At 33.0% G+C, this 23,340-nt stretch carries 18 protein-coding genes; all 18 read right to left on the minus strand.

Annotated elements, in window-relative coordinates:
• Positions 1 to 450, minus strand: a 450-nt coding sequence (locus tag QVA17_RS07710) for an ATP-binding cassette domain-containing protein (RefSeq protein ID WP_287387575.1), incomplete at its 3' end; no start/stop codon positions are given.
• On the minus strand, positions 447 to 2,351 hold the full coding sequence (locus QVA17_RS07715) for a hypothetical protein (RefSeq protein ID WP_287387577.1): 1,905 nt from the start codon (positions 2,349 to 2,351) through the stop codon (positions 447 to 449). The genes QVA17_RS07715 and QVA17_RS07710, both read right to left, overlap by 4 nt.
• Complete coding sequence (locus tag QVA17_RS07720; RefSeq protein WP_287387578.1) at positions 2,321 to 2,887, minus strand: hypothetical protein; 567 nt, start codon at positions 2,885 to 2,887, stop codon at positions 2,321 to 2,323. The genes QVA17_RS07715 and QVA17_RS07720 overlap by 31 nt, the downstream gene beginning before the upstream one ends.
• 178 nt (positions 2,888 to 3,065) lie before the next feature.
• Positions 3,066 to 3,467 (minus strand): hypothetical protein, encoded by a 402-nt coding sequence (locus QVA17_RS07725; RefSeq protein WP_287387580.1) that lies wholly within the window; start codon positions 3,465 to 3,467, stop codon positions 3,066 to 3,068.
• Between the two features lie 63 nt (positions 3,468 to 3,530).
• A complete protein-coding gene (locus tag QVA17_RS07730) occupies positions 3,531 to 4,376 on the minus strand; it encodes a hypothetical protein (protein WP_103952572.1) in 846 nt (281 codons plus the stop codon).
• Positions 4,377 to 5,108: 732 nt separating this feature from the next.
• Positions 5,109 to 7,067 carry a fructose-1,6-bisphosphatase gene (locus tag QVA17_RS07735; RefSeq protein WP_287387581.1) on the minus strand — a complete coding sequence of 653 codons (1,959 nt, stop codon included), beginning with the start codon at positions 7,065 to 7,067 and terminating at the stop codon, positions 5,109 to 5,111.
• Between the two features lie 161 nt (positions 7,068 to 7,228).
• Positions 7,229 to 7,843, minus strand: a complete 615-nt coding sequence (locus tag QVA17_RS07740; RefSeq protein ID WP_287387582.1) for a class D sortase — start codon at positions 7,841 to 7,843, stop codon at positions 7,229 to 7,231.
• Positions 7,844 to 7,873: 30 nt separating this feature from the next.
• Positions 7,874 to 12,268 carry a SpaA isopeptide-forming pilin-related protein gene (locus QVA17_RS07745; RefSeq protein WP_287387584.1) on the minus strand — a complete coding sequence of 1,465 codons (4,395 nt, stop codon included), beginning with the start codon at positions 12,266 to 12,268 and terminating at the stop codon, positions 7,874 to 7,876.
• A gap of 191 nt (positions 12,269 to 12,459) precedes the next feature.
• Positions 12,460 to 14,703: an HD domain-containing phosphohydrolase gene (locus QVA17_RS07750; RefSeq protein WP_287387586.1), complete on the minus strand. Its 2,244-nt coding sequence runs from the start codon at positions 14,701 to 14,703 to the stop codon at positions 12,460 to 12,462.
• A 159-nt stretch (positions 14,704 to 14,862) separates the two neighbouring features.
• Positions 14,863 to 15,465 (minus strand): manganese efflux pump MntP, encoded by a 603-nt coding sequence (locus tag QVA17_RS07755; RefSeq protein WP_027432064.1) that lies wholly within the window; start codon positions 15,463 to 15,465, stop codon positions 14,863 to 14,865.
• Between the two features lie 256 nt (positions 15,466 to 15,721).
• Positions 15,722 to 16,369 carry a glycosyltransferase family protein gene (locus tag QVA17_RS07760; RefSeq protein ID WP_027432065.1) on the minus strand — a complete coding sequence of 216 codons (648 nt, stop codon included), beginning with the start codon at positions 16,367 to 16,369 and terminating at the stop codon, positions 15,722 to 15,724.
• Positions 16,370 to 16,372: 3 nt separating this feature from the next.
• Positions 16,373 to 17,071 carry a WbqC family protein gene (locus tag QVA17_RS07765; RefSeq protein WP_287387590.1) on the minus strand — a complete coding sequence of 233 codons (699 nt, stop codon included), beginning with the start codon at positions 17,069 to 17,071 and terminating at the stop codon, positions 16,373 to 16,375.
• 18 nt (positions 17,072 to 17,089) lie between these two features.
• Positions 17,090 to 18,088, minus strand: coding sequence for an NAD-dependent epimerase/dehydratase family protein (locus tag QVA17_RS07770; RefSeq protein ID WP_287387592.1), 999 nt, complete (start codon positions 18,086 to 18,088; stop codon positions 17,090 to 17,092).
• Entirely contained in the window at positions 18,085 to 19,065 is a 981-nt protein-coding gene (locus QVA17_RS07775) for a hypothetical protein (protein ID WP_287387595.1), read from the minus strand. The genes QVA17_RS07770 and QVA17_RS07775 overlap by 4 nt, the downstream gene beginning before the upstream one ends.
• Positions 19,066 to 19,087: 22 nt before the next feature.
• Positions 19,088 to 21,037: a glycosyltransferase family 2 protein gene (locus tag QVA17_RS07780; protein ID WP_287387597.1), complete on the minus strand. Its 1,950-nt coding sequence runs from the start codon at positions 21,035 to 21,037 to the stop codon at positions 19,088 to 19,090.
• Between the two features lie 9 nt (positions 21,038 to 21,046).
• On the minus strand, positions 21,047 to 22,150 hold the full coding sequence (locus QVA17_RS07785) for a DegT/DnrJ/EryC1/StrS family aminotransferase (RefSeq protein ID WP_287387600.1): 1,104 nt from the start codon (positions 22,148 to 22,150) through the stop codon (positions 21,047 to 21,049).
• 21 nt (positions 22,151 to 22,171) lie between these two features.
• Positions 22,172 to 22,834 (minus strand): hypothetical protein, encoded by a 663-nt coding sequence (locus QVA17_RS07790; protein ID WP_027432071.1) that lies wholly within the window; start codon positions 22,832 to 22,834, stop codon positions 22,172 to 22,174.
• Positions 22,835 to 22,861: 27 nt separating this feature from the next.
• Positions 22,862 to 23,209, minus strand: coding sequence for a DUF1622 domain-containing protein (locus tag QVA17_RS07795; protein WP_287387605.1), 348 nt, complete (start codon positions 23,207 to 23,209; stop codon positions 22,862 to 22,864).
• Between the last annotated feature and the right edge of the window lie 131 nt (positions 23,210 to 23,340).

Raw genomic sequence — 23,340 nt, forward strand, 5'->3', positions numbered from 1 at the left:
TATTTTACTTTTCTTTAATAAGACCCTGGCAAGAGCTACTCTTTGCTGCTCACCGCCTGATAGCTTATAAACTTTAGTATTTAACTTATCGAGCATACCTACTCTTTCTAATGCTTCTTTAATACTTATACCAGACCTGTTTTTCTTTTTTATAATGCTAAGATTTTGCTTAACGGTCTTATTTTCTATTAAGGCAAAGTTTTGAAAAAGGAAGCTTACGTAGTCTCTTAAATATTGGGCATGTCCAATTTTTTCAATTTCTACATCATCTATTAGTATTCGTCCAGTGTCATATTTTTCAAGATTTCCAAGAATATTTAAAAATGTAGACTTACCACAACCACTTTTACCTGAAACCACTATAAAACTTCCATCCTCTAGTATCTCATTTAAACCTTCAAAAAGCTTTTTTTCTCCAAAAGACTTAGATAAGTTTTCTATTTTAATCACAAGCATCCCCCTTTCAAAGTCTTTACCATAGATATTTTCTCCTGCCTTATAATAAATAAAGCAATGATTACATTTTCAATAATATCTAATATAAGGCCTATAATAATTGTCGTAATTATACTAAAAATTCCTGTAGCAACTCCTATTCCTATAGCCACCAATATCGCCAAAACATTTCCAATATTCATCTTTAAAAGCAGATATTTATTTCTTTCAAAGAAACTTAAACCAAGCATTTCTTTTACTGCGTGCTCCATTGCGTATTCTCTAAATTCAAGGCCTAGCATTTGAATAATCATTACCAATTCCAAAATGATTACAAGCACACATAGTGATGCTAAAAATGAAACCAATCGCTTTATAAAGCTCATCTGATAATCGTAAATATCCTCTACCTTAGATATAATTAAGCTGTCTTTATACTGGCTACCCTCTAAAAGATTTTCTATCTCTTCTTTTGAATGTCCATAAATTACAGTCCTATTAGCAGCATACATTTGCTTAGGAATATCAACACTTCCCTTTAAATATATAATTGTAGGATTAGACACATTTTCAAAACGATTATATTGGCTGTTGCCAATACAAAGCATGGATATATTTTTGCTATATTCTAGCTCCTCTAAACTTAAATCATCCAATTCGTTCATGGACATAATTCCTTCAACTTCAGGCATGAAAATTGTCTTTTTTTTACTATGAATAATCAAACAATCCGATTCCTCATTTTGATTTTCACTTATTAGTTGCTTTATACTATCTGGCAACAAATCTATTGCAGATTCATTTACAATAATATATGGGTATTTCCCATCATTTATTTTCATACATAATTTTATGTTTAAATCAGACTCATTTAACACATCCCATACAGCATAATCAATAAAATTAAGTGATGTATCTGTAATGAAAACATCATCTTTTATGGTTTCTATCTGCTTCTTTTGTGCAGTTTTAAATGTATTTTTACCAATTGATGAAATGTTTGTTGCAAGACTAAAAACTACTAAGGAAAATGCTAACAATTTTATGAAATATAAAAACATAAGTGCATTTTTATTGTCATTTATATTAGAAAACACTGCTTTAATATTCATTTTTAACAAAAGGAAATTGCATAAAGCTGCTAATATAACACATATTTGATAGATACAAAAAGCTAATATTGCCCTGTAATCACCTGATATAAAATTAAACACAAATAATTTTGCTACAATGTAAATCAATTCATATATTATTAAATCCAACAAAAAAGACTTAATAACTATTTCCTTTAAATTCTCACCATAAACTGCACGTAAAATAATGCTTTTCTTTCTTCTAAAAACTGTAATTAAACTTATTATTAAAATCATAATACCAATTAAAGTCCAAACAATTATTATCATATCATTTTCATTAATTAGACTTTTACCTTGGCTTATTGTTTCATATTTTTCCGATAAAATATTTTTCGTTTCTTTGCTGTTATTTAAGATAAGAAAACTATTGTTTGAACTAATTTCGTCTATAGATAGCTCATCTATATTTTTGTAAATAATGGACAAATTCCCATTTAACAATGACTTATATTTTCTTTCTTTTAAGGCGGTTTTCTTTATAAAATAATTTTTTGCTTCATCTGAATTAACATAGATTGAAAGCTTAGTCTCCAATTCGCTTTCTTTTTCAAAGACGGGATAACAAATCCAATTTCCCTCATTTGATAGACTAATCAAATCTTGCTTTAGTTCGCTTAATTGATCTTCATTAAAGTCAATTTTCATTCTTCCAAATTTGCTATATATAGAATCATAAATTGTTATATGAAACAATTCGCATCTCATAACAAATCCCAAACAAACTATCATAAAAATCAAAATAATATTTACTATTCTTTCCAAGGCATCTCTAATCCCCATAAGTCTTCCGCCTTTCTAAATAATATATCTATTTTGTCTGTATTTTCATCTACATAAGATTGATATTCTTCATATCTTGCTGTTCTACTATCTTCTAGATATATTTGTCTGCCATCTAGTATTACCCCAAGTTCCTTTATATTTCCTGTAAAATCTTCTAGCCAAATTATTAAACTATGATCTCCCATAACATACATCATCTTCCCAGGATTTTCTGGATCTGGTCCAACTAATTCCATTGGTGATGTAATCGCCAAGTTTCCATCATCCCACAACCATAATGCTGGCATACTTACACTTAAAGTAAATTTATCATTATCCCAAACAGCAATATTCTTTATATCTGCTTCACCTTTTTTGCCTGTACAATATACACTATTTTCTGTCTTAACATAATACTTATGAAATGGTTTATATTTTCCATAATACCAAGCTATACTCATTACACCTAGAATTAAAAAAAGAAATGTGAAACATAAAATAAATGCTTTACTATGAAGTATTCTTTTAATTCTTTCTTTCCTCTCTTTTTTCATAGTACAGCCTCATTTAAAAATATTTTCTCACGCCCCGACATTGTTTATTACTTAACAATGCTTCTATCTAACTTTATTGTAAGACTTTAAGTATATAAAGTAAAGTAGTACTTTATATACACGTATAAAAAAACAAGCTAAATTTTTCTTTACTAGGAACACATTTGTATTTCAATCTTTAAAACTTAGTATTAGTTGCTCTACGATCAAGCTTTCTTCTTATTAAATTAGTTATTGCTAAATAACATAATGCTACTAAAATCAAGAATACAAATAATACTAATATCCACCAAGCACTACCCATAAATGGTAACTCATTAGTAAATCCAAATGCTCCTGCCTTACTTCCCCAATTTAAGAAAAAATAAGGATAGTTAATTCCTTCAGCAAACTGCCAACCCTTAACATATCCAATGCCTGCATAAATTGCATAGAGAATTGGTGGAATAATAACATAAATCACGTCTTTTTTCTTCAAACTTCCAACATGACTTACAACAAAGAAATCTACTGCTGATACAAAAACAATTATCTTTAATAGATAACTAATTCTTTTTTGCGAATTTGATAATGATCTCATAATTCCTCCTGCTTGAAATTAACTTATCATTACAAGTCTTGAGCATCTTAGATTTGTTTAGTTTTATAATAAATAGCTTTCTATCATTCTCTCAACTGTCTTAACGTCAAGATTTACACCTTCTGATTCCATACTAAGAATTAAATCCTTACCTGGAAATAAGCCGTTTCCTATATAGTCTTGTATCTTGGAAAAATTCTTAGTGGCATAATCATATTCTGAAATAAGACCTAAATGCTCCCAGTAATAAGTATGGCCTGTTCTTAGATTTAATGCCGCAAAATCGGGATAAACTGTTGAAAAATTAGATAGTTCTAGACGAGGTTCGTATGCATATGGAATATTATATTTAAAAAGTAAATCAGCTATTATCTTCTCTGACTTTGATCTTACGTACTCATTATTATTTGTCTTATACTGTCCATCTTGTGGATATGTATTTTGCATGGCTGGATGTAATTTGTACCATTCCTCTATATATTCTTCTTTTGACTTTATTATAGGTACAACCATTTCCTTTTTACTTTTCTTTAAGCCTTCATATGTATTATAGATTTCTTCAATATCATAGATCTTTAGTAATCTTAATAAGCTATTCTGTATCTTTTTTAGCTTATCATTAACAGCTAAATCATAATCTCTTTGAATATACTTCTTAAGATTCTTCTCATCTTCTCTTTTTACGTAGCTTTTCTTTTTTGTTCTCTTATCATATATGTAATAATTCTCTTTTCCTTTTATTGTAGAGCTATATACACATAGATTCTTATCATCTTTATCTTTATATCTAGCAATACTTTTATTGGATTCCTTCAACAATCTAGTAATATCACTAAGTTGCTCAGTTAATTCATTCTTGTAATTATAGATGTGGTCTAGGTCTTTGTTAACTTTACGTTTCTTTGCCATGTGGCTCCTTTCTTTTGTGGTGGTAGTGGTCCTTGGTCCTGGAGGGGGAACCTCCGTAAGGTGCTGAATTTCCCGGGGGTTTTAGCAGTCCGAGAGGCTACAACAAACTAATTTCTACTGATTTCCGGCGAATTTTTCTATAAGGATTGAGAATTCTCTGAATATAGCACTTTTTTACTTATTTTTCAGAGATTTTCGGGCTCTTAGATTTTTAAGGATCGGGAATTCTCTGAATATTTGACTTTTTTGCTTACTTTTCAGAGATTTTCGGGCTCTTAGATTTTTAAGGATCAAGAATTCTCTGAATATTCCACTATTTAGTCGATTTTTCAGAGATTTTCCATTCCTTATTTTTTTACGACTCTTGATTTCTCTGAATATTCCACCATTTAGTCGATTTTTCAGAGATTTCGCGTTACTTATTCTTTCGTGATTCTAAATTTCTCTGAATATCCCACTGTTTAGTCGATTTTTCAGAGATTTCGCGTTACTTATTCTTTCGTGATTCTAAATTTCTCTGAATATCCCACTGTTTAGTCGATTTTTCAGAGATTTCGCGTTCCTTATTCTTATTTCAGGACTTGCCCCACAAGTTTTTTATCATTATAGTGTTACAAACAGTACAAACTATACATTAAACTCGCTTATTTGTAAAGTTCTAATTTTATTACTATTACAAATTCCCAGACAGCTACAAAAAAGAACCGCAGGCCTCTGGCCTGCGGTTCCTTCCTACTCTTTTTCTACTAACTCGCCTTTTCTATAGGCTCTTAGTAGTTCCTCTAATTCTTCAATTGTTTCTTTTATCTCTTTACCTGTATCTGTATCTGCCACTGTTTTTCTACGTTCTACATGCTGCACAAGTACTGTTTCTGAATGAATATCACTACCAGTTTCTACAGCCTTCTCTACGGATTCGAAAGGTTCGTGAGCTGCAAGCAAGAAACCATAAGAATTATAAGTTAAAGTATAACCTGCAATTCCAGTTTTAGGTTGATAAGCTTTAGAAAAGCCACCATCTATTACAAGAAGTCTACCTCCACATTTAATTGGTAATTCTCCCTTCTTGGTCTCTACTGGTACATGTCCATTAATTATACGACTCTCTGAAGAATTTAAGCCAAATTCATTAAGAATCATAGTAACTGTCTCATCCTTATCATACCATGTATAATATGGATTCTTTAATTCAAGATGAGTCTCCTTATCCTCTATAAAATATCTCTCAAAAGTGGCCATCTTATCCTTACCAAATACAGGAGAATTCTTGTGACACCAAGTATACCATAGCATATCCATACCAATCTGCTTTTCCTCAGGATCTATGGCATAGTAGCCCTTTCTTAACCATTTTTCAAGTTCGTCATAAAGAGCTTTACCCCTATATTTATGTCCACAAAGTTCAACCTCTAAGAACTTTCCCTTATCATTTAGTGGAACACAACCATGATAAAGTAAGTTATTATTATAAACCTTATAAAGACTGCCTTTTCTATATAGGAAGCGAACATGTTCCTGAAGCTTATCACAATTAATAAAGGCCGCTTTTAATTTTTCCATAACCTCTTCTTCTCTAACTGATAATTTATATGGATCATCAGGATCAAGAGTAGGGAAGTTACTATCCTTTAATTGATATTCCTTTCCTTCTATAGTAACAGTTCCCTTTTCAATATTAATCTTATCAAGTAAAAGTCTATCTTCCATTCTAAATTCTGGATGTTTCTTAATCATCTGACCTTCAAGCTTAAACTGAATAATAGCAATAGCTTTATGCATCTTTCTATCCATTTGTGCGTTTGCTAAGTCATATTCTCCTTCGCGATAATGAAGTCTAAAACAATCACAAGGATCATCCTTATAAGTATCAATAGCAAACTTAAATAAAGGTAAGAGATTAATTCCATAACCATCTTCTAAAATATCTAGATTACCATATCTTGCAGAAAATCGCAGTACTGTTGCTATACAGGCAAGTTGACCTGTAGCTGCACCCATCCACACTATATCATGATTACCCCACTGGATATCCACACTATGATAGTTCATAAGTGTATCCATGCAAATGTGTGGCCCCGGCCCTCTATCATAAATATCTCCTACAATATGAAGATGATCAATTACAAAACGGCTGATGGTCTTAGATAACGCAATAATTAAATCTGGTGCTTTTCCAAGACGAATTACGGTATGAATTATTTCATTATAATAGGCCTCCTGATCTCCTAGGTCTCTACGTCCTGTTATAAGTTCTTCTATTACATAAGCAAAATCCTTTGGAAGGGCCTTTCTAACTTTAGAACGAGTATACTTACTTGCTGAGGACTTGCAAACTCTAATAAGTCTATTAATCATTACAAGATACCAGTCATCCATAGAGTTAACCATCTTTTTTCTTTGAATCAAACTAATCCTCTCCTCCGGATAGTAAATCAAAGTGGCTAAATCTCTCTTCTCTTTTTCTGATAAAATGTTTCCAAATTCATCGTCTATCTTTCGTTTCACAGCACCTGATCCATTTTTTAATACATGGGCAAATTGCTCATGTTCTCCATGAATATCTGAAAGAAAATGCTCTGTTCCTTTAGGTAAACTAAGAATTGATTGTAAATTAATAATTTCTGTTGCAGTCATTGCAACATTAGTAAACTGTTTTGAAAGTATTTTAAGATACTGTTTATCATTATCCATAATACCACTCCTCCCAAAATCTAATACTGACATATTATTCCCACATAAATTTATATTTCTATTTTCTAACATGCAATACAACTGTAGTTTATCATAAATATAATAGAAAAGCCTCAAATCTTTTTATAAGATTTGAGGCTTTATATATTTTTTTACCTTAGTTAATTATAAACCCTAGTTGCAATAATAACTAATCTATGAGTTGCGATATAAATTGGTGTACAAGTATAAAGCGTTAATGTTTCCTTATCTCCTATATTATCCAAGATATAGGTATCCGTTGGCTCGACTACCTTAATTTCGGTAACTTCATAGCGATACTCATCCGTCATAGTTTCTAGATAAATTTCATCGCCAATCTGGACCTCATTAAGTCTATTAAAATATTTTCCAAAGCTATAATTTCTATGACCTGCAATCACGCAATTACCTTGATTGCCTGCATAAGCTGTCGAAGGATCATGACCTAAGGAGTCAGCTAAGACGTCAGCTTCAACCCCTTCTCTTACTGGATTCTCTGAATCTATAGAAGGGATTTTTAAAATGTATAGCAAATCGCCATCTTCATAATCCTGATTTTCTTCCTTCTCTTCATAGGCTTTTTGCAAACTGCTGTCATTTTCAATAGCCTCTTTGCTATTTTCAAATTCCACTAACGTTTTATTAGCCTGTTTATACTGCCTAAGATTTAACAGGACAGAGGCTATAAAAAGCCCCAATCCTACAATAATAAATATTAAAGCAAGTATTTTTATAACAAGAGTTTTCTTAGTCATATAATCAACCTATTATTATCACTAGCTCTATTAATCCTGCTTAGTCTTTTCCTTTTTCTTAAAAATCATCACAAATCCAATTAAAACTAGTCCTAAAGAAGTAAGATAAGACCAAACTGTTCCAATAAATCCACCTGTTTGTCTAAGTCTATCTGACTTTAAATCTGTTTTGTTAGCATCTGTCTCATCTGCACGAAAATCCCCATAATATTTATCTTCAGACTTAGCAACTTCTAAATTCATTATATCAAAGTGATAGCTGTGTGTCTCATCAATTTTATTATTATCAATATCTCCTGCCACTTCTATCTTTGTAAGAGTAACAAGACTTGCTAGATTATCTATAGTCGCAGTCACAAAAGAATTTGTTGTGGAAGAATATAAAAGTAATGTATCCACAGTTTTTCCATTTTCATCTAGCTTTCCCACAATTTTAAAGCTAATTGCAGGAATTGCTTCGTAGCCATCAATTGTGTTTTGTGTCAATAAAATGTACTCATCCTGATAATTTAGTTCATAACTATATTCAAGACTATCTTCATCTGCTGCCACAGGCTCAACTGTTATTAACTCTGATGTTTGACTATCTAAATCACCAGCTGTATATGTCTTTACTACAAAGCTTAAAGCTGAAAATGTATCATCAGATAACCCTAGTGTACTTGGGCTTAGTGTAAATCTTGCTGTTTCGCTAGTGCTGTGCTTATCAATCATAGAGATTGTAAGACTTGCGCTTGAAGTTTCGTCTGAATCTGCAGAGTCTGAACCAGTCGATGCAGTTATTTCCACAGGTGTATAGTCACCATTTTCATCGGCTATATAAAGCTTTAAATCTTCATCGATCTTAAACTTTATTGTGTCGGCAACTTCAAAACCTACTGGTGCGCTCTCTTCAATTAAGTAGTACTCGCCCTCAGCAAGAGAAGTCTTGTGAGCTGCGCCATTTGTTGTCCATCTTTCTACTAAGCTATCCTCTGTTAATTCAGAAGCAGTTGAGATTGCAAGAGTTGCTCCCTCAATTTCTGTTGCTTGACTATCTGATATCTTACTTATGCTAAGGGGTAGTCTATCCTTTGCAACGTTTACCATGTTAATGGCATCTACATTTACATAAGAACCATCCACGAGCTGTGTAAGTTTAAGTTCGCCTGTTGTAGCATCCTGATCAAGCTTAAAGCTAATAGCCTCTCCAGATGTATAATCTGATGGAGCTGTAGCTGTTAAAACATAATTGCTATCTAAGTAAATTGTTGCTTCATAAGCATTAGCATCTGTTGAGTTCCACCTAACAACCTCACTTCCATCTTCTGTTAAAACTAAACTTGTATTAGGAAGCAATTCACCATTTTCAGTATTTGCTCTATTATAGATTTCAATTGTTTTTGAAAGCTTCTCATGTGTAAAGGTAAGGGTCTGAGCATTAGACTTTCCAAGACCAATTGCTTGTGTGTCCTGACTTTCAACTCCCTTATATGTATCAGGCGTTTCAAATTCTTCTACTCTATATGTCTTGCCTTCAGTAAGTTTTGTAGAAATCGCTGTTGCCACACCATCTTTCTTAGTTGTAAGTTCTAAAACTTTCTCGTTAGTATCAGGATCAATTACAGCATAGCTAACGCCAGAAATGTCAGCACCTTTAGAATCAACCGCATGAATGTAAAGGTAAGCAGCGCTTGTAAATTCAGCACCAGCCTTAAAGGATGTCTTTAAATTTTGGCTTGAACTTGCAAATGTTGTAGAATCCTTATAGACAATACTTATATTATTAGAACAATCTTTAAGGGTTACATCTACTAACTGTGCGCTATAAGTAAGTTTATAAACATAGTTTGTTTCTGGTAATGTAACATCCATTACTGTCTTGTTCTCACTATTAATATCCACAGAAACTGTGTATTCAGATGACTCCACTAAAGTCGCTGCTATAATATTTCCATCATCATCAATTTCACACTGGTAAAGTTTTATTGATAATTGATCAAGTTCCAATGAGCTACCAAGTGTATCTCTTACTGTGAAATTGTTAGTTAAATCAAGTCTTGCTCTATTAATGTAAACTGTGTAATCAGCCTGACCCGTACTACTATCCGCCTGGCCTTCCTTCTTAATAATAGAGTTTGTAATTGTAATCTTTCCTGATGTTACCTCAACTGCATTCAAATTAGTATGGTTTGTAATGTCATCAGTTGTAAGCTTAGCAGTATTGTAAATGCTAAAAGTTCCATTATTAATAGTCTTGTAATTATCACTATTTACCTTGGCCTTAAAGCTAATAGTCTTAATGCTTGAATCTCCCTCATCCTTTGAGATATTTCCAAGAGAAACTACTAGATTTCCCTCACCATTAAGGCTATGCACTGTTTCAGTACCATTTACATAAACTTTGTCATCTACGATTTCAAACTTGTAGTCGTTGTAGTTTAAACTATCTACAACTACTGCATTTTTCATATCCATCTTGTTAGTGTCCACAGTTACTGTCACGTCTACTGTATGGTCATTGTAGCTGTAATTATCTATGCTTGTCTTTAAAACATTACTTGTATAGCTAATCTTTGCAGTACTTGACTGAGCTGATGCATTTTCAGCAATTTTAAGGGATACTGTATTTGAAAATGTAGTGCTCTTGTTGTTTGTCCATGTGCTGGCAGCAGCATCAGTTAATACAGTTTTAAGTGTAAAAACTGCTTCATAGCCCTTACTGCTATCCTCTGAATCTACTAAGCTGCCAAGGTCTATTAAAATGTTATTATTATCGCTTGAATCCTCTATTGGAGTTACTGATAATGAAGATACCGTCTTTCCACTACTATTTATTAAACTTACCTCGCTTATAGAAGAATCCACATATGTCTGTTCACTTGGAATTAAATCAGTAATCTTAACCTTTGTAACTGGCTGATAACCCTGATTTACTAAGACCTTCCATGTAAGTTCATGTGTTGATGGATCGTAGCTTACGCCTCTAATCTCAATACCTGAACTTAAGTTAACAGAAGCTTCCTTAGTAACACTTGGTCCCCTAAATTCTGATGTTCCATTACCAGCAAAAGCATACTCATATGTTATCCATGCATCATTTTTAGGATTAGAGCTATGATTTTGTTTTAGGTAATCTGCATAATTAGTAATCTGTGTTGAATAGCTTATTACGATTGTTGTGTCTCCTGTCATATTGCCAAGAAGAGCAGACCATGTATAGTCACTTGAACTGTTCTCATTTAGAGTAGCACTAAGACTTGAAGTTGTTGTTTCACCTGTTGTGTTATTGGTAGTATTAACATTTACAACTCCGTCTACTAGTGTCATATTTGCCCCGTCACCTGCAAATAAATCATATAGTGTTACATTTTTTAACGAATAACCATTGTTGTTAACAGTAATCTTCCAATTAATAATTCCATCTGTAGTTACACTTCCTGTAACTTCCTTATTAAGCCACTGTTTAACGGACTTTGTAAGTGTCTCTGTGTCAGAAACTGGCTTGCTATAAATGTAAGAATTAACGCTGTTATCAATTAAGTTGGCATTATCTGTTAATACTACTTCCATCTCTGTTACATTGTTTGTAATGTCTGATTCTTCTAATGAAAATGCAGTCGTTGTATCATAAGTAATTTGAGTTTTTGCATTTGAATCTGTAGTAGGGCTATCAATTGAGAATGTTAATGTTCTGTTAGACTCGTCATATGTTGCTATTTGACTCTCTTGATTTATTTTAAAACTGTCTGAAACGTAAGATTCATCGTCTGAAAGTTCTATTGATAATGTGTAACCATTTTCATATTCAGTAGGTGTCTCGGCATTAGTAATATTCACTTCCCAAGAAACCGTTGTGTCATCTTTTTTTGTAGCTTCGATAGATAAACTAGGAGGTGTTGTTACATATTCTTTAATAGTAAAGGTGTAAACGCTTCCGTCTGGAAATGTTATCTCTCTTTTCTTTGTTGTTAATGTCTCATTTAGGGCTAAAATAATGTCGAAATAAGCATTACTTAGAGTTCCTGCCTGGTCTGAGGTTAAAGTAAACTCTACAGTAGCTAAATCATTTTCTATATCAGGTGTAATAACTACTTCACCAAATTCAATAGTGTTTGTAGTGTCATAAACCTTTATAGTTTGTGCGGATAAATTAAACTGTGAAATTCCAGTTATACTTGGAAGTTCCAAAGTTTGCCACTGCTGTATTGCTCCATCATCTGTGGTATTAATTGCCACATCCTTAAATTTATAACTAGCTTTAAACTGAGTTGACTTAGAAATAGTTCCATCAGCCAAAGCCTCATCTGTTTGAGCATTAGTAACTGTTACCGTTACTAAATCACTTGAATTTGAATTAGTATCAGCAAAGGCGATTAAATCCTGACTTAGGGTGCTAAAGATAAGTAAAAATGCCATCACACCTGCCAAAATCTTTCTCTTCATTGTATACTCCTTATTTAGTTTTTATATTTCCCATTTTTGTCAGCTTCCTTATAATAACATGATAAAAACGAGCCAACAAGTAAAATTTTTGTAAACTAATAAAAGTATTTAGGTGAAATATATTAAGATTTTAAAAAAGGACATAACAAAATTTGTTATGTCCTAAATTCCACCACTAAAAAGTTATATAATTACCACCACAATATGTCATTGTTTTCTTCCTCTACCTTTTCAAGCTTGCCTTCTTTTATAAGTTCGACAAAAGCCTGTGCAAAGTCAGGATTAAACTGACTTCCTGCGCCATTCTTGATTTCATTTAAACACTCATCTAAGTCCATTTTCTTTCTATATGGTCTTGTAGAATACATGGCATCAAAGGCATCTGCCACAGAAATAATCTGAGCAATCTCAGGAATCTCATTTCCCTCTAATCCCTCTGGATATCCCTTACCATCGAAACGTTCATGATGATAACCGGCACCATAGGAAATCTCAGGGATCAAGTCGATTTCCTTTAGAATTTCTTTTCCATATTCAGGATGTTTCTTAACCTGATTATATTCATCTTCATTAAGCACATCCTTTTTATGTAAAAGATCATTAGAAATTAAAATTTTTCCAATATCATGAAGTAATGCTACATTATAGACCTTCTCTGCTTTTTCAGTACTATAGCCGATTTTTAGAGCTAATCTTCGTGAATAATTTGCCACTCTAAAAGAATGTCCACTAGTATACTCATCTTTCTTATCAATTATTTTTGCAAATGCGCGAATCATTTGATTAAAGACCTTTTGAATTGCTCTTCGTTGTTTTCTGGCCTTTTCAACCTTAGATCTCATTGAAATAATAACAGCTGTAGTTATCATTACAAAAATCGCAATTGAGATAACAATAAATATAGCAATATGATCCCTTACTAAATCAAAAAAAGTATAAGTATATAGTTTATCCGTATAATGTGTTGTTAAACTACTTATATAATCTGGATTAAAAAGTGCAACTCCACGGTTTATCAATTTCAATAAACCCTCATTACCAATCTTTACACCAAAACAAATATCATCTCTAAGACTAAGAGGCATAGCTGATAAAGCATTATATTTACTATTTTTTAAAATATCATAGGCTCTTAAGCTACTTAAAATAGTAGCATCTACCTGACCATCTTTTACAGCTTTTAAGCATGCATCTATATCCGGATAGTAAACAATTTCTGCTTCTGGATAAGAACTTTTAGTATAATAATACTGCATGCCATTATTTCTATTAACAGCTAGTGTGTGTACTTTACTATCATCCTTGTTCTTCTTAAATACCAATTCGTTAGAAACTGATAAAATAGAATTTGAAGGATATATTTCATTTATTTCTGAATAAAAAAGACTATCGTTGACTGGAAAGGCTATATCTATTTTTTCATTACTAATATCTTGCATCATATCTTCATAAGACGCATATCCAACATAACTAACATCTATATCAGAAAGAGATAAATTACTTAGTATCTGGGGTATAATATCCTTTATAATACCCGTAACATTTCCATTAGAATCTGTATCACTAAGAGGTAATAAATTTTCAAGATAACCAACAACCAACTTGTCATTATTCTCAATCCATTCCTTCTCATAATTTGAAAATGATAAACTAGTTACACTACCTTGATAATACTTGTACTTTAAATTACTAATAAAGTTTGGTTCTTGATTAGTAATTGAAGTCTGTGCGTTATCAAGTTCCTCTAATAAATCAGGTCTATCCTTACTAACACATAAATAAAAGTCAGAAGAACCAAAAGTTCCTACAACCTCTGAATTAGTACGACTATATGTTCCGCTACCTTCAACAGCAGCGATATCTATTTCTCCGTTATCGAAATCATGCAATAAAGACTCGTAATCATCATATTTAACTACATTACAATCCACATCATATTCTAGAACATAATTATAAAAGACATCAATTATTGCACTATTTAGAATTCCAATTTTTTTATTAGAAAATGAAGTTGGATCGTTAGTTACATCTGTATCATATGTGTGTTTAATAAGATGGTAAATTTCGGTTCCCATAGGCATAGCAGGATAAGAAATCAGCTCTTCTCTTTCAGGTGTCTTTGCAAGACCTGCAAGTAAATCAATCTCTCCATCCAATAATTGTTCATAAAGCTCATTGTATGTACCATAGACATACTCATACTTCCATCCTGTATATTCGGAAAGCTTACGATAATACTCGTAGGCGTAACCGGTTTTTACAGCGCCATCTCTGGCCCCTTCCTGGAAGATTTCGTTCTCATAATAGCCAACATATACAACTTTTGAGTTGTCGGCCCTTACTTTCTCGCTTAAAAATACTCCTACTATAGTCCCAATCAATAAAGAGTAGATTAAAACGAGGCTCAACCATCTTTTTTTCATAAAAATTCTCATTTGCACTAAAGCTCCCTAATGAATTTTACATTCTAGTAATCCTCACCTATAGACGCTTTTATTGTATAACATAATTATGCCCGATACAACCAAAGATTTAGTTTAATAAAGTAATACTATATTGTGACAATTTTTATGAATTTTCAAAACTAGCACTTCTTAAAATCCACCAATAAATACCTTTAAACCAATAAAAATCAATATAAGTCCACCTACAATTGTAGCCTTATCAGAGAGCTTCTCACCAAACTTCTTACCTGATATAAGTCCAAAGATGCATATGAAAAATGTAACAATAGCGATAATTATTGACGAGAATAGCGCTTCAAAAAAGCCGTAGCCTGAAATTGTAAAACCTACTGATAGAGCATCAATAGATGTGGCAATTCCCTGTACAAAAAGGGCCATTCTCCCAAGACAGACTATTTCCTGCATCTTCTTATCATGTTCACTACAATCTGTAACACAAAGCATATCCTTAATACCCTCAATTAACATCTTTCCACCAATGTAGATAAGTAAAATCAAGGCAATCCATGGAATACATTTTTGAAATTCCTTAAAAAGCTCAGAAATTGTATGAACACAAGTCCAGCCTATTAAAGGCATTATAAACTGAAAGAAGGCGAAAGTTCCTGCAATAGCAACACTCTTTCTTCTTCTCATATTTGGCTCATTAAGTCCGTTTACAATAGATACGGAAAAGGCGTCCATGGCAAGGCCAACCCCTAACATGGCACTGTCAACTAACAAATTTAACATAAAGTCCTCCGATTGATATAATTTGATACATTTTCACCAATAAAAAAAGCCGGATGCATATGCTGCATCCGGTTAAGTTTCAATTAAATAAACTACACCCATGTACAGCCACATGCTCTACATGAGTCTCGCAATTTAAAATAAGCCAGGTTTTGACACCAGTATGTTGACTTATTACGACGAAGTCGCTTACTACTCCCTCACGGTTTTTTCAGTATATCAATGGAATATTTTGTTAGTCAAGACGAACCCTCTCTTATCCATAAAGATTCCTAAAAATCTTCCTGTACTTATAATATTCCTTATAATTTATAAAGCCCTCATCATGGAAAGTCCAAGGAATATCCTGGTGAGGAGTCACCACCTTATAGCCCTTCTTTCTAAATTCATAGGACTGACTAATATCGTAAAAATCCCAACCTGTAAACACATCCTCTCTCCAAGGAAGATCCACTTGAGTCACCATTATGACCCCGTCTAAGGCCTCCACCTCCATGTATTTTTTCTTCTCGTTATCAAATATAGACATAAAGGTCTCGTAATTATTGCTGTGATACGAAGCCCCCACAGCTCTTGACTTCCACAATATCTTATTTTCTGGCATCTTAGGAGAGCCAACGCAGCCAAACATACCAATCTTTGGATCTTTGAAAATGTCTAGCGCCTCATAAAGAAATCGCTTATTTACAATCATCACATCTTGATGAAGATAAATCTTATACTTGGCATCACTAGCTTTCATGCCCTCATTATAGCCACTAGTCATTGAAACTGCATCCACCACCTCAATATCCTCAACGCTATAACCCTGTGGAATATCTAACCTTGAAATATAATAAAGGGCCTCTGCTGCCATGTCCTCATCATTTACACACATTATAAAGGCAAACTTCTTATCATCCATAAACTACTCCTCTAAAGTGTAACATTTTAACAATTCCTTAGTTCCTTCCCTACCATTAAACATTAGAAGGTCTATTATAGAAAGATTTGACACAAAGTCCGAATCAAACTGCTTATATCTAATTTCCTTGGTCTTTAGAAAATGTAATCTAATCCCTTCACTTCTAAAGCTTTCCTGGTCATACAAAGACTTGCCACCAATAGCATTATAATAGGCACTAGCTCCTTGTCTTTTACAGATATCAATAATTTTATCCTGGCCCTTTAGTTGTCCATTTTTTTCAATTTCTGAAGAATAGACAAATTCAGTATTCATGGAAAGATAGCTTGATATTTCTTTTATGATTTTTCCATTCAACTTAGCTAAATTAGTTTCTTTACTAGTTAAAAGCTCTTCTAGCAAAGGATAAGTCTCTTCATAATAAGGGGCACTTTTATAAGCCATGGAAATCCTCTTTAGATTCTTCTGATTCCTAATCCCGCTATCTATCTCTATTTCGTTGATTTTCTTATTAGGACTAGCAAGGCTTAAATAAAGGTTTAAAAATGTAGCCTCCCCATTAATAAGAATCTTATTTCTATTAATCCATCCTCCCTTAATGTAATTGACATCATCATAAATCACATATTTATCTACCAAATTTATAAGCTGCCAATAGCCAATATAAGGGAAAAAATAAGGTTGCATAATTCCTAGTTTCATAAGCACCTCTAAGTTTTACTAATTATGTCGTCTAAGCTCATCAAAGCGCTTAAGCTCCATTTCCTTTTTATATTCTCTAAAAAGGGCATGAACATCATACTTTGGCTCGTATCCTAAATCCTTTTTTGCATTTTCCACATCCATTAAAAAGCCGCCCATGGCCTTCTTTTCCGGACGATAGACAATCTTAGACTTCTTATCCGCCGGAGAAAATACATCAATTATTGTCTCTATCTGCTCCTTTAGAGTTACTGGAATTCCTGTACCCACGTTATAAAGACCTGTTTCTTTATTAACTTCAATGGCCTTACATAAGATCTGGGCGCAATCATTTACATAAACCATATCCTTAGAATAATTAGGATTGCCCCAAAGCTCAATATCCTCTCCCTTCATGGCATTATTAATCATCCTGTAAACAGGCCTTAAAGTCTTAACGCCTCCCGGATAATAATACTGATAAGAGCTGTAGTTATAGATGGTTGGAAACCTAAATATAAAATACTTAAGGCCATATTCCTCGTGGTAATGCTTTAAAAGCTCAATAGTTGTGTTCTTACTAATTACATAAACTGCGTGATCCCCTTTATAACTAAAGTTTAGGGGAAGGTCTGGCTTTAAAACATAGCCCTCTTGCGCATAATTAGAAATATCAAAAACCGTTGTGGAGAAAAGGATTCTATCAGCCCCAACTTTTCTACAATATTCCAAGATATTAAAGCCTCCAATGATGTTGGAATTAATGTATTTTTCTGGACTGTAATCATCCATATAAGAAGGTATCACTGCTGCTAGGTCAATTACTGCAAAAACCTCCTCTGTTGGCAGCTTATGAAAATCTTCCTTCTTAGCTATATCCACAGAAATGTATTTAATGCCCATTTTTTCAAAAAATCTAGTTTCCCTTTTACCGCTAGCAATTATTTCATAATCCTTATCTTTAAAATAATTAATGGCATATAAAAGCACGTAAGAGCCTACATTTCCTGTGGCTCCAAAAAGAATTATCTTCTTCATAAGTCCCCCATTTCTCCCATTAAGAGTTCGCACATGTATTTCATATCTTCTAAATCATATCTTTGGTCGCAAACTAGGTTTAGCACTGAGTCTGCCATTTTATACTCAAAAGAATCCTCCGATGCTTCCACTAAAACATTAGGCCACAAAAGCGGCAGATATATATTTTTAAAGATTAATCTATCCCTTAATTTTTCTGCATCTTTTATCATTAAGGGATATGAAAATGCACCTAAGCCCACTACGATATCTAACTCATTAATCTTTCCTAGTTTTTCCTGTAAAAATCTGGCGTTATCCTGTCGTTTCCTGCCAACATTTTCATAATCAATTCCCTTCAAAAGATTTTTGCTAATTAAAGACATCTTCTTAATATCTGCCTTAGCCAACTTTTCTTCATTATGTCTAAAATCTTCAAAAAAGTTCTTGGCACTATTTTCGAAACGTCCTAGTAAATGAGACATATTCTCCCTTACTTCTTCGTATTCTAGTTTTTCATATTCCTCTTTAAAGTCGGCATCTGTGTAAAGAAAAGCCCCATCTGCCACTCCAAAAAACTTTCTTGCAGAGTATATGCAATCACAATTCTCTATTCTTTTTTGATAATATGCCTGCACATTATCTATGATTACTCTGTCGTATTTTTTCTTTAACTTATATAAATAGTCCTCCTCTAACTGACCGTAATAATTTATGACATATAGCCATTCCTCGGGCTCTAATTTCATATCCTCTTCTAGGTAATTAGCGGGTCTAAGCTTATTATCGATTCTATATTCTTTTATGGCTAGACCATATTTTTTACAAGTGGCTTTAATAGATGAACAGGCATATATGGGAATTCTAATCTTTTTAATATGCCTCGCATTAATAAGAAAAGCTAGGCAATTTGAACCTGTGTTAAAGGCATAGGCCTCCTTGTGTAACATATCTAAATTATTAACTTCTAATTCAAAGTAACCCCCAATTTCTTTCATATTTAACCCTCATCTAAAAATCTTATTTCTTCACTATAGTGTCTTTTTTATCCAAAAATTGCATAAAGCCTTTTTTTAGTTCATCCTGCATAAAATCAGCCTTTATGTAATTATATTTTTCCTTTAGACAGTCTATGATTTCTGAGTAATGTCTATGCATATAAAAAATTGCGCTGGTTTGCTGGGCTGTTTTTTCACTATCTAAAAGAAGAAAATATCGCTCACACATTAGCTCTTCCCTACTAGTAGCCTCTTTTCTTCTAAATAAATCCTTAAAGGCAGCCACAAAAAGCGTATCCTCCATATCTTCTAAGACCTGCATCCAAACAAAGCCCTCCTCCACTGAGGTTCTATAAATGTTATCATCTGTTGGAGCGGATTCATTTTTATTATCCCCTGTATAATGCACTCCAAGAAGCGTTAATGGAAGGCAAATAAGATGCAAATCATACTTACATAAATAATCTACCCACTTAAAGAAATCCGGCAACTGCCTGCAAGCAAGGCCATGCTTTTGCTCTTCTAAAAATATTTCTCTTTTCATGACTGAAGATGGATTACAAAAGCAATTAGAATTCTCCCAAAGGTATTTTAGCCATTGAGTTCGACTTCGATTTTTTTCAAAAAATACTGCATCTCCTGTTGTTTCACCATCATCTCGCAAATAGTAGGCCCAAGTTAAGGAGATGCCTCCATTTTTCTCCAAATAATCTATCTGAATAGCTAGTTTATCCTTATCCCACACATCATCAGAATGCATAAGTGCAATATATTTTCCACTAGCTTCTTTAGCTAAGAAAGGAATTCTTCCTCTTAAATTCTCTTTAAAGTAAAATTCTTTTTTGTAATATTTAGAATACTCCTTCATAATTTCAGGAGTCTTATCCGTTGAGGCATCATCGCATACAATAAATTCTATGTTCTTATAGCTTTGATTAATTACACTCTCAATAGCCCTTCTCACATATTTCTCATGATTGAAAGCTGGCATAATTACTGAAACTAGAGGACCATTTTCAATTAAATCCTTATTAATTACAGGTCTAAAGCCTTTATAGAAATCCTCTAACTTAGTCTTAGTCAAAACTGTTAATAGGCTAGAGCAAGCAAGTCCACTTTTTTCAAAATCTTCTTGTCCAAAATATTCAATTCCAAGCTCTGTTAGATAGAAGTTAGCATTTAGACTAGCTATAATCTTTTCTGATATGCTAGAAATTTCTGGATTATCCGAATCTTCTAAATCCCCTAACTCTGCTAAAATTACTATCTCACCATCATCTTTTAGAATCCTTTTTAGATTTTCTAAAAATCCCCCCTCAGACAATTTATCTATAGCAAGCTTTGAAAGAATGATTAAATCATAGCTTTTATCCTCTTTTTGCTTTAGCTTTTCGGTATCTTCCTTTAAAGTAAGATCTGTCTGAAATGCATTTAAACTTTCATATTTAATAAGTGGACACCACAAATTTATATATGCATCAATTACAGGAGTTGGAGCGATTTGTAAGACACTAGTTTCTTTAGTAGCTGTAGATAGGGAAATCTTTTTTAAGAATAAACTTACAAGTCTATCTCTTCTTGAGCTCGTACAATTCTTGCATTGTCCATCCTTTGCACTATAGTAAACTTCCTTTCCACAACACGGACAAAAGCCCTGCAAACCCTCTATTCGTTCTTTAATCTCCTCTAGACCACTAGCTAAAAGATTTACAGAATCATACACGTCTTGAATATTTTTCTTTAAAAATATCTCATTTTTACAAGAATCAAAAAAGCCAACTATGAAATCAAAATATTCTAAATAATCCTCTAGAATCTCTGGAAAGACAAGCTTTTTCACCGCATCTATTAGTGTGGGTATTGCTGCTATCTTCTCAGCTATAGACTCTAATTCAAATTCCCCCTCAAATTCATTTTTGACTTTTCCAAAATATTCAATTATTCCCTCTAATCCTGTGTCTCTTTTTTTCATAAATCCCCCTTAAGATAGCGCCTTAATAACCCTATCCTGTTCTGCTCTTGTAATGCCTTCGTATAAAGGCAAAGTTAATATATGCTTAGATAAATCTCTTGCTACATGAAGATCAACTTCCTTATACTTGTTTCTAAAACAGTTTTGGTCTGCAGTAATGGGGTAGAAATATTTTCTTGCAAATATATCATCTGCCCGCAGCTTATCGTAAATCTCGTCTCTATTGCAGCTTGCCTCATCTGTAACTAAGATTGGAAAATAGGCATAATTATTGACTTCCCCAGGCTTAAGCACTCTAAAGGAGCTTATACCTTTTATTTTATCAATGGCCTCACAGTAATAATCAAAGGCCTCCTTTCTAGACTTAATTGCTTCTGCTAGATGTCTTAAATTACATAGACCCATAATGGCACAAAATTCGTTCATCTTAGCATTTGCGCCAACCTCAGCTACTAAAGTTTCGCTGCGAATTCCGAAATTTTTAAGGTTATATAACTTCTCATAAATCCAATCATCATGAAAACATACTGCACCGCCTTCTATACTATTAAAAACCTTTGTGGCGTGAAAACTTAGGATTGAGGCATCACCAAAGTTGCCAATTCCCACCTCATTAAGACTTTCTCCAAAGGCATGAGCCGCATCATAAATGACTTTAAGATTGTAGTCCTTAGCTATTTTTTCTATTTTTTCTATAGCGCATAAATTTCCATAAACATGAATTGGAAGGATTGCCACAGTTTTTTCCGTAATCAAATCCTCTATTTTTTCTTCGTCAATTGTTCCATCACTGGCCTTAACATCGCAAAATACTGGTTTACAGCCATTTCTAACAATTGCATGGGTTGTGGATATAAAGGTAAAAGGGCTAGTTATAATTTCACTGCCCTCTGGAAAAGAGAAGGCCTGAATTATCATTTCAAGAGACATATGGCCATTGACTAAAAGTGAGATTTTATCAACCTTTAAATAATCCTTCAGCTTCTCCTCTAATTCATTGTGATATCTACCCATATTGGTCATCCAATGCGAATCCCACAAAGGTTTAATCGCATCAATAAATTCCTCATAGGGTGGCATAGAAGAACGTGTTATATTTATTCTTTCCCCCATAGTATTTCTCCCCAGTTTCTATTATTTTGCCAACCTTGCTAAGCATTCCTTTTCTAATTTCTCAAGCCCCAAAATTTTATATATGTTAGCCATCAGAAGAATATTTTCTTCTATATTAGGCTTAATTTCATCACAAGCCTTTAACATAACTAACATATAGACTAGTTTATTATTTTCAAAAAATATATTAGATAGTTTCTTGTAAATCATGTATTTATCTACATTTACAAAAGCTACCATTCGCTCCACACAAGTTTTAGATAGACCATTATTTAGAACAAATTCTGCAAAGAGCGAATCATTTTCATTCCCAGTAAACTCAAGACGGAATAAAAGCATTCTAAAAATCTTCAAAAGCTTAGATAACTCCTCATAATTCCTAGCGCAATCAAGGATAGTTCTCTCTTCCATACTATTTAACTCTTCCACGTAGAGATAAAGTAGAATAAAGAAATTCACATGCTTTTGGTCTGATTTATATTCTGGAATGTCCTTTTTATTCAAATATTCCATTACTAGAAGTTGTCTTGCTTTGACGTCGTTTTTATCCAATAATTTCTTTACATAATTATAGTGATCCTCTAGCTCTTTCCCATAAAGCTCCTGCCTCTCCATCCACTCTTTCTCAATCTTTAAAGCATGAGCCTCGCTTGCTAGATTTTCCTTATTCTTGTTAAATATCATAAAATCACCTATTTTAAGCTTGTTGCCTTATTTGTTCTTTGGCTCCTCAAGTTCCTTCTTCTCATTTTTAATTTCCCAATGTATTAAAAATGTAAGAGCTGCTCTTAAAAGTATAATTGCACCAAGGATTCCAAGTTCCGCCCATTCACGAACAACTACAGTTCTTAAAACCTCACCGCCAAGCTTAAATTCTAGGGCTAGTGCTATACCTTGAGCTAGAATAAGCCTAATAGAATCATCTTTTTTCAGCCAATAAATAAAGCTCTTAATAGCGGTGTAAACAAGGATACAAATACCGAAAAGCTCCAACAAAAGTGTTGAGAATTCTACTATATATCTAAGTATAGTTTCCGCTTGCTGATAAATAGTCTCCATAAATTATCCCCCAGTCATCAAAAGACAATTTTCACGATCTTATTTCATATATTTATATTCTAAAATAATTATACTAAAAATGCAAATACCAACCTAATAATATATAAGAAAAAGGGCGATAGCCACTAGCT

Origin of the sequence: Lachnospira sp. (assembly GCF_016290755.1) — a bacterium.
In the GTDB taxonomy this organism is placed as follows: Bacteria; Bacillota; Clostridia; order Lachnospirales; family Lachnospiraceae; genus Lachnospira; species Lachnospira multipara.

Excerpts from the sequence above, each read along its gene's own strand:
- QVA17_RS07715 (WP_287387577.1), bottom strand. The coding sequence starts at position 2,351 with ATGGGGATTAGAGATGCCTTGGAAAGAATAGTAAATATTATTTTGATT.
- QVA17_RS07720 (WP_287387578.1), bottom strand. The coding sequence starts at position 2,887 with ATGAAAAAAGAGAGGAAAGAAAGAATTAAAAGAATACTTCATAGTAAA.
- QVA17_RS07725 (WP_287387580.1), bottom strand. The coding sequence starts at position 3,467 with ATGAGATCATTATCAAATTCGCAAAAAAGAATTAGTTATCTATTAAAG.
- QVA17_RS07730 (WP_103952572.1), bottom strand. The coding sequence starts at position 4,376 with ATGGCAAAGAAACGTAAAGTTAACAAAGACCTAGACCACATCTATAAT.
- QVA17_RS07735 (WP_287387581.1), bottom strand. The coding sequence starts at position 7,067 with ATGGATAATGATAAACAGTATCTTAAAATACTTTCAAAACAGTTTACT.
- QVA17_RS07740 (WP_287387582.1), bottom strand. The coding sequence starts at position 7,843 with ATGACTAAGAAAACTCTTGTTATAAAAATACTTGCTTTAATATTTATT.
- QVA17_RS07745 (WP_287387584.1), bottom strand. The coding sequence starts at position 12,268 with ATGAAGAGAAAGATTTTGGCAGGTGTGATGGCATTTTTACTTATCTTT.
- QVA17_RS07750 (WP_287387586.1), bottom strand. The coding sequence starts at position 14,703 with ATGAGAATTTTTATGAAAAAAAGATGGTTGAGCCTCGTTTTAATCTAC.
- QVA17_RS07755 (WP_027432064.1), bottom strand. The coding sequence starts at position 15,465 with ATGTTAAATTTGTTAGTTGACAGTGCCATGTTAGGGGTTGGCCTTGCC.
- QVA17_RS07760 (WP_027432065.1), bottom strand. The coding sequence starts at position 16,369 with ATGGATGATAAGAAGTTTGCCTTTATAATGTGTGTAAATGATGAGGAC.
- QVA17_RS07765 (WP_287387590.1), bottom strand. The coding sequence starts at position 17,071 with ATGAAACTAGGAATTATGCAACCTTATTTTTTCCCTTATATTGGCTAT.
- QVA17_RS07770 (WP_287387592.1), bottom strand. The coding sequence starts at position 18,088 with ATGAAGAAGATAATTCTTTTTGGAGCCACAGGAAATGTAGGCTCTTAC.
- QVA17_RS07775 (WP_287387595.1), bottom strand. The coding sequence starts at position 19,065 with ATGAAAGAAATTGGGGGTTACTTTGAATTAGAAGTTAATAATTTAGAT.
- QVA17_RS07780 (WP_287387597.1), bottom strand. The coding sequence starts at position 21,037 with ATGAAAAAAAGAGACACAGGATTAGAGGGAATAATTGAATATTTTGGA.
- QVA17_RS07785 (WP_287387600.1), bottom strand. The coding sequence starts at position 22,150 with ATGGGGGAAAGAATAAATATAACACGTTCTTCTATGCCACCCTATGAG.
- QVA17_RS07790 (WP_027432071.1), bottom strand. The coding sequence starts at position 22,834 with ATGATATTTAACAAGAATAAGGAAAATCTAGCAAGCGAGGCTCATGCT.
- QVA17_RS07795 (WP_287387605.1), bottom strand. The coding sequence starts at position 23,209 with ATGGAGACTATTTATCAGCAAGCGGAAACTATACTTAGATATATAGTA.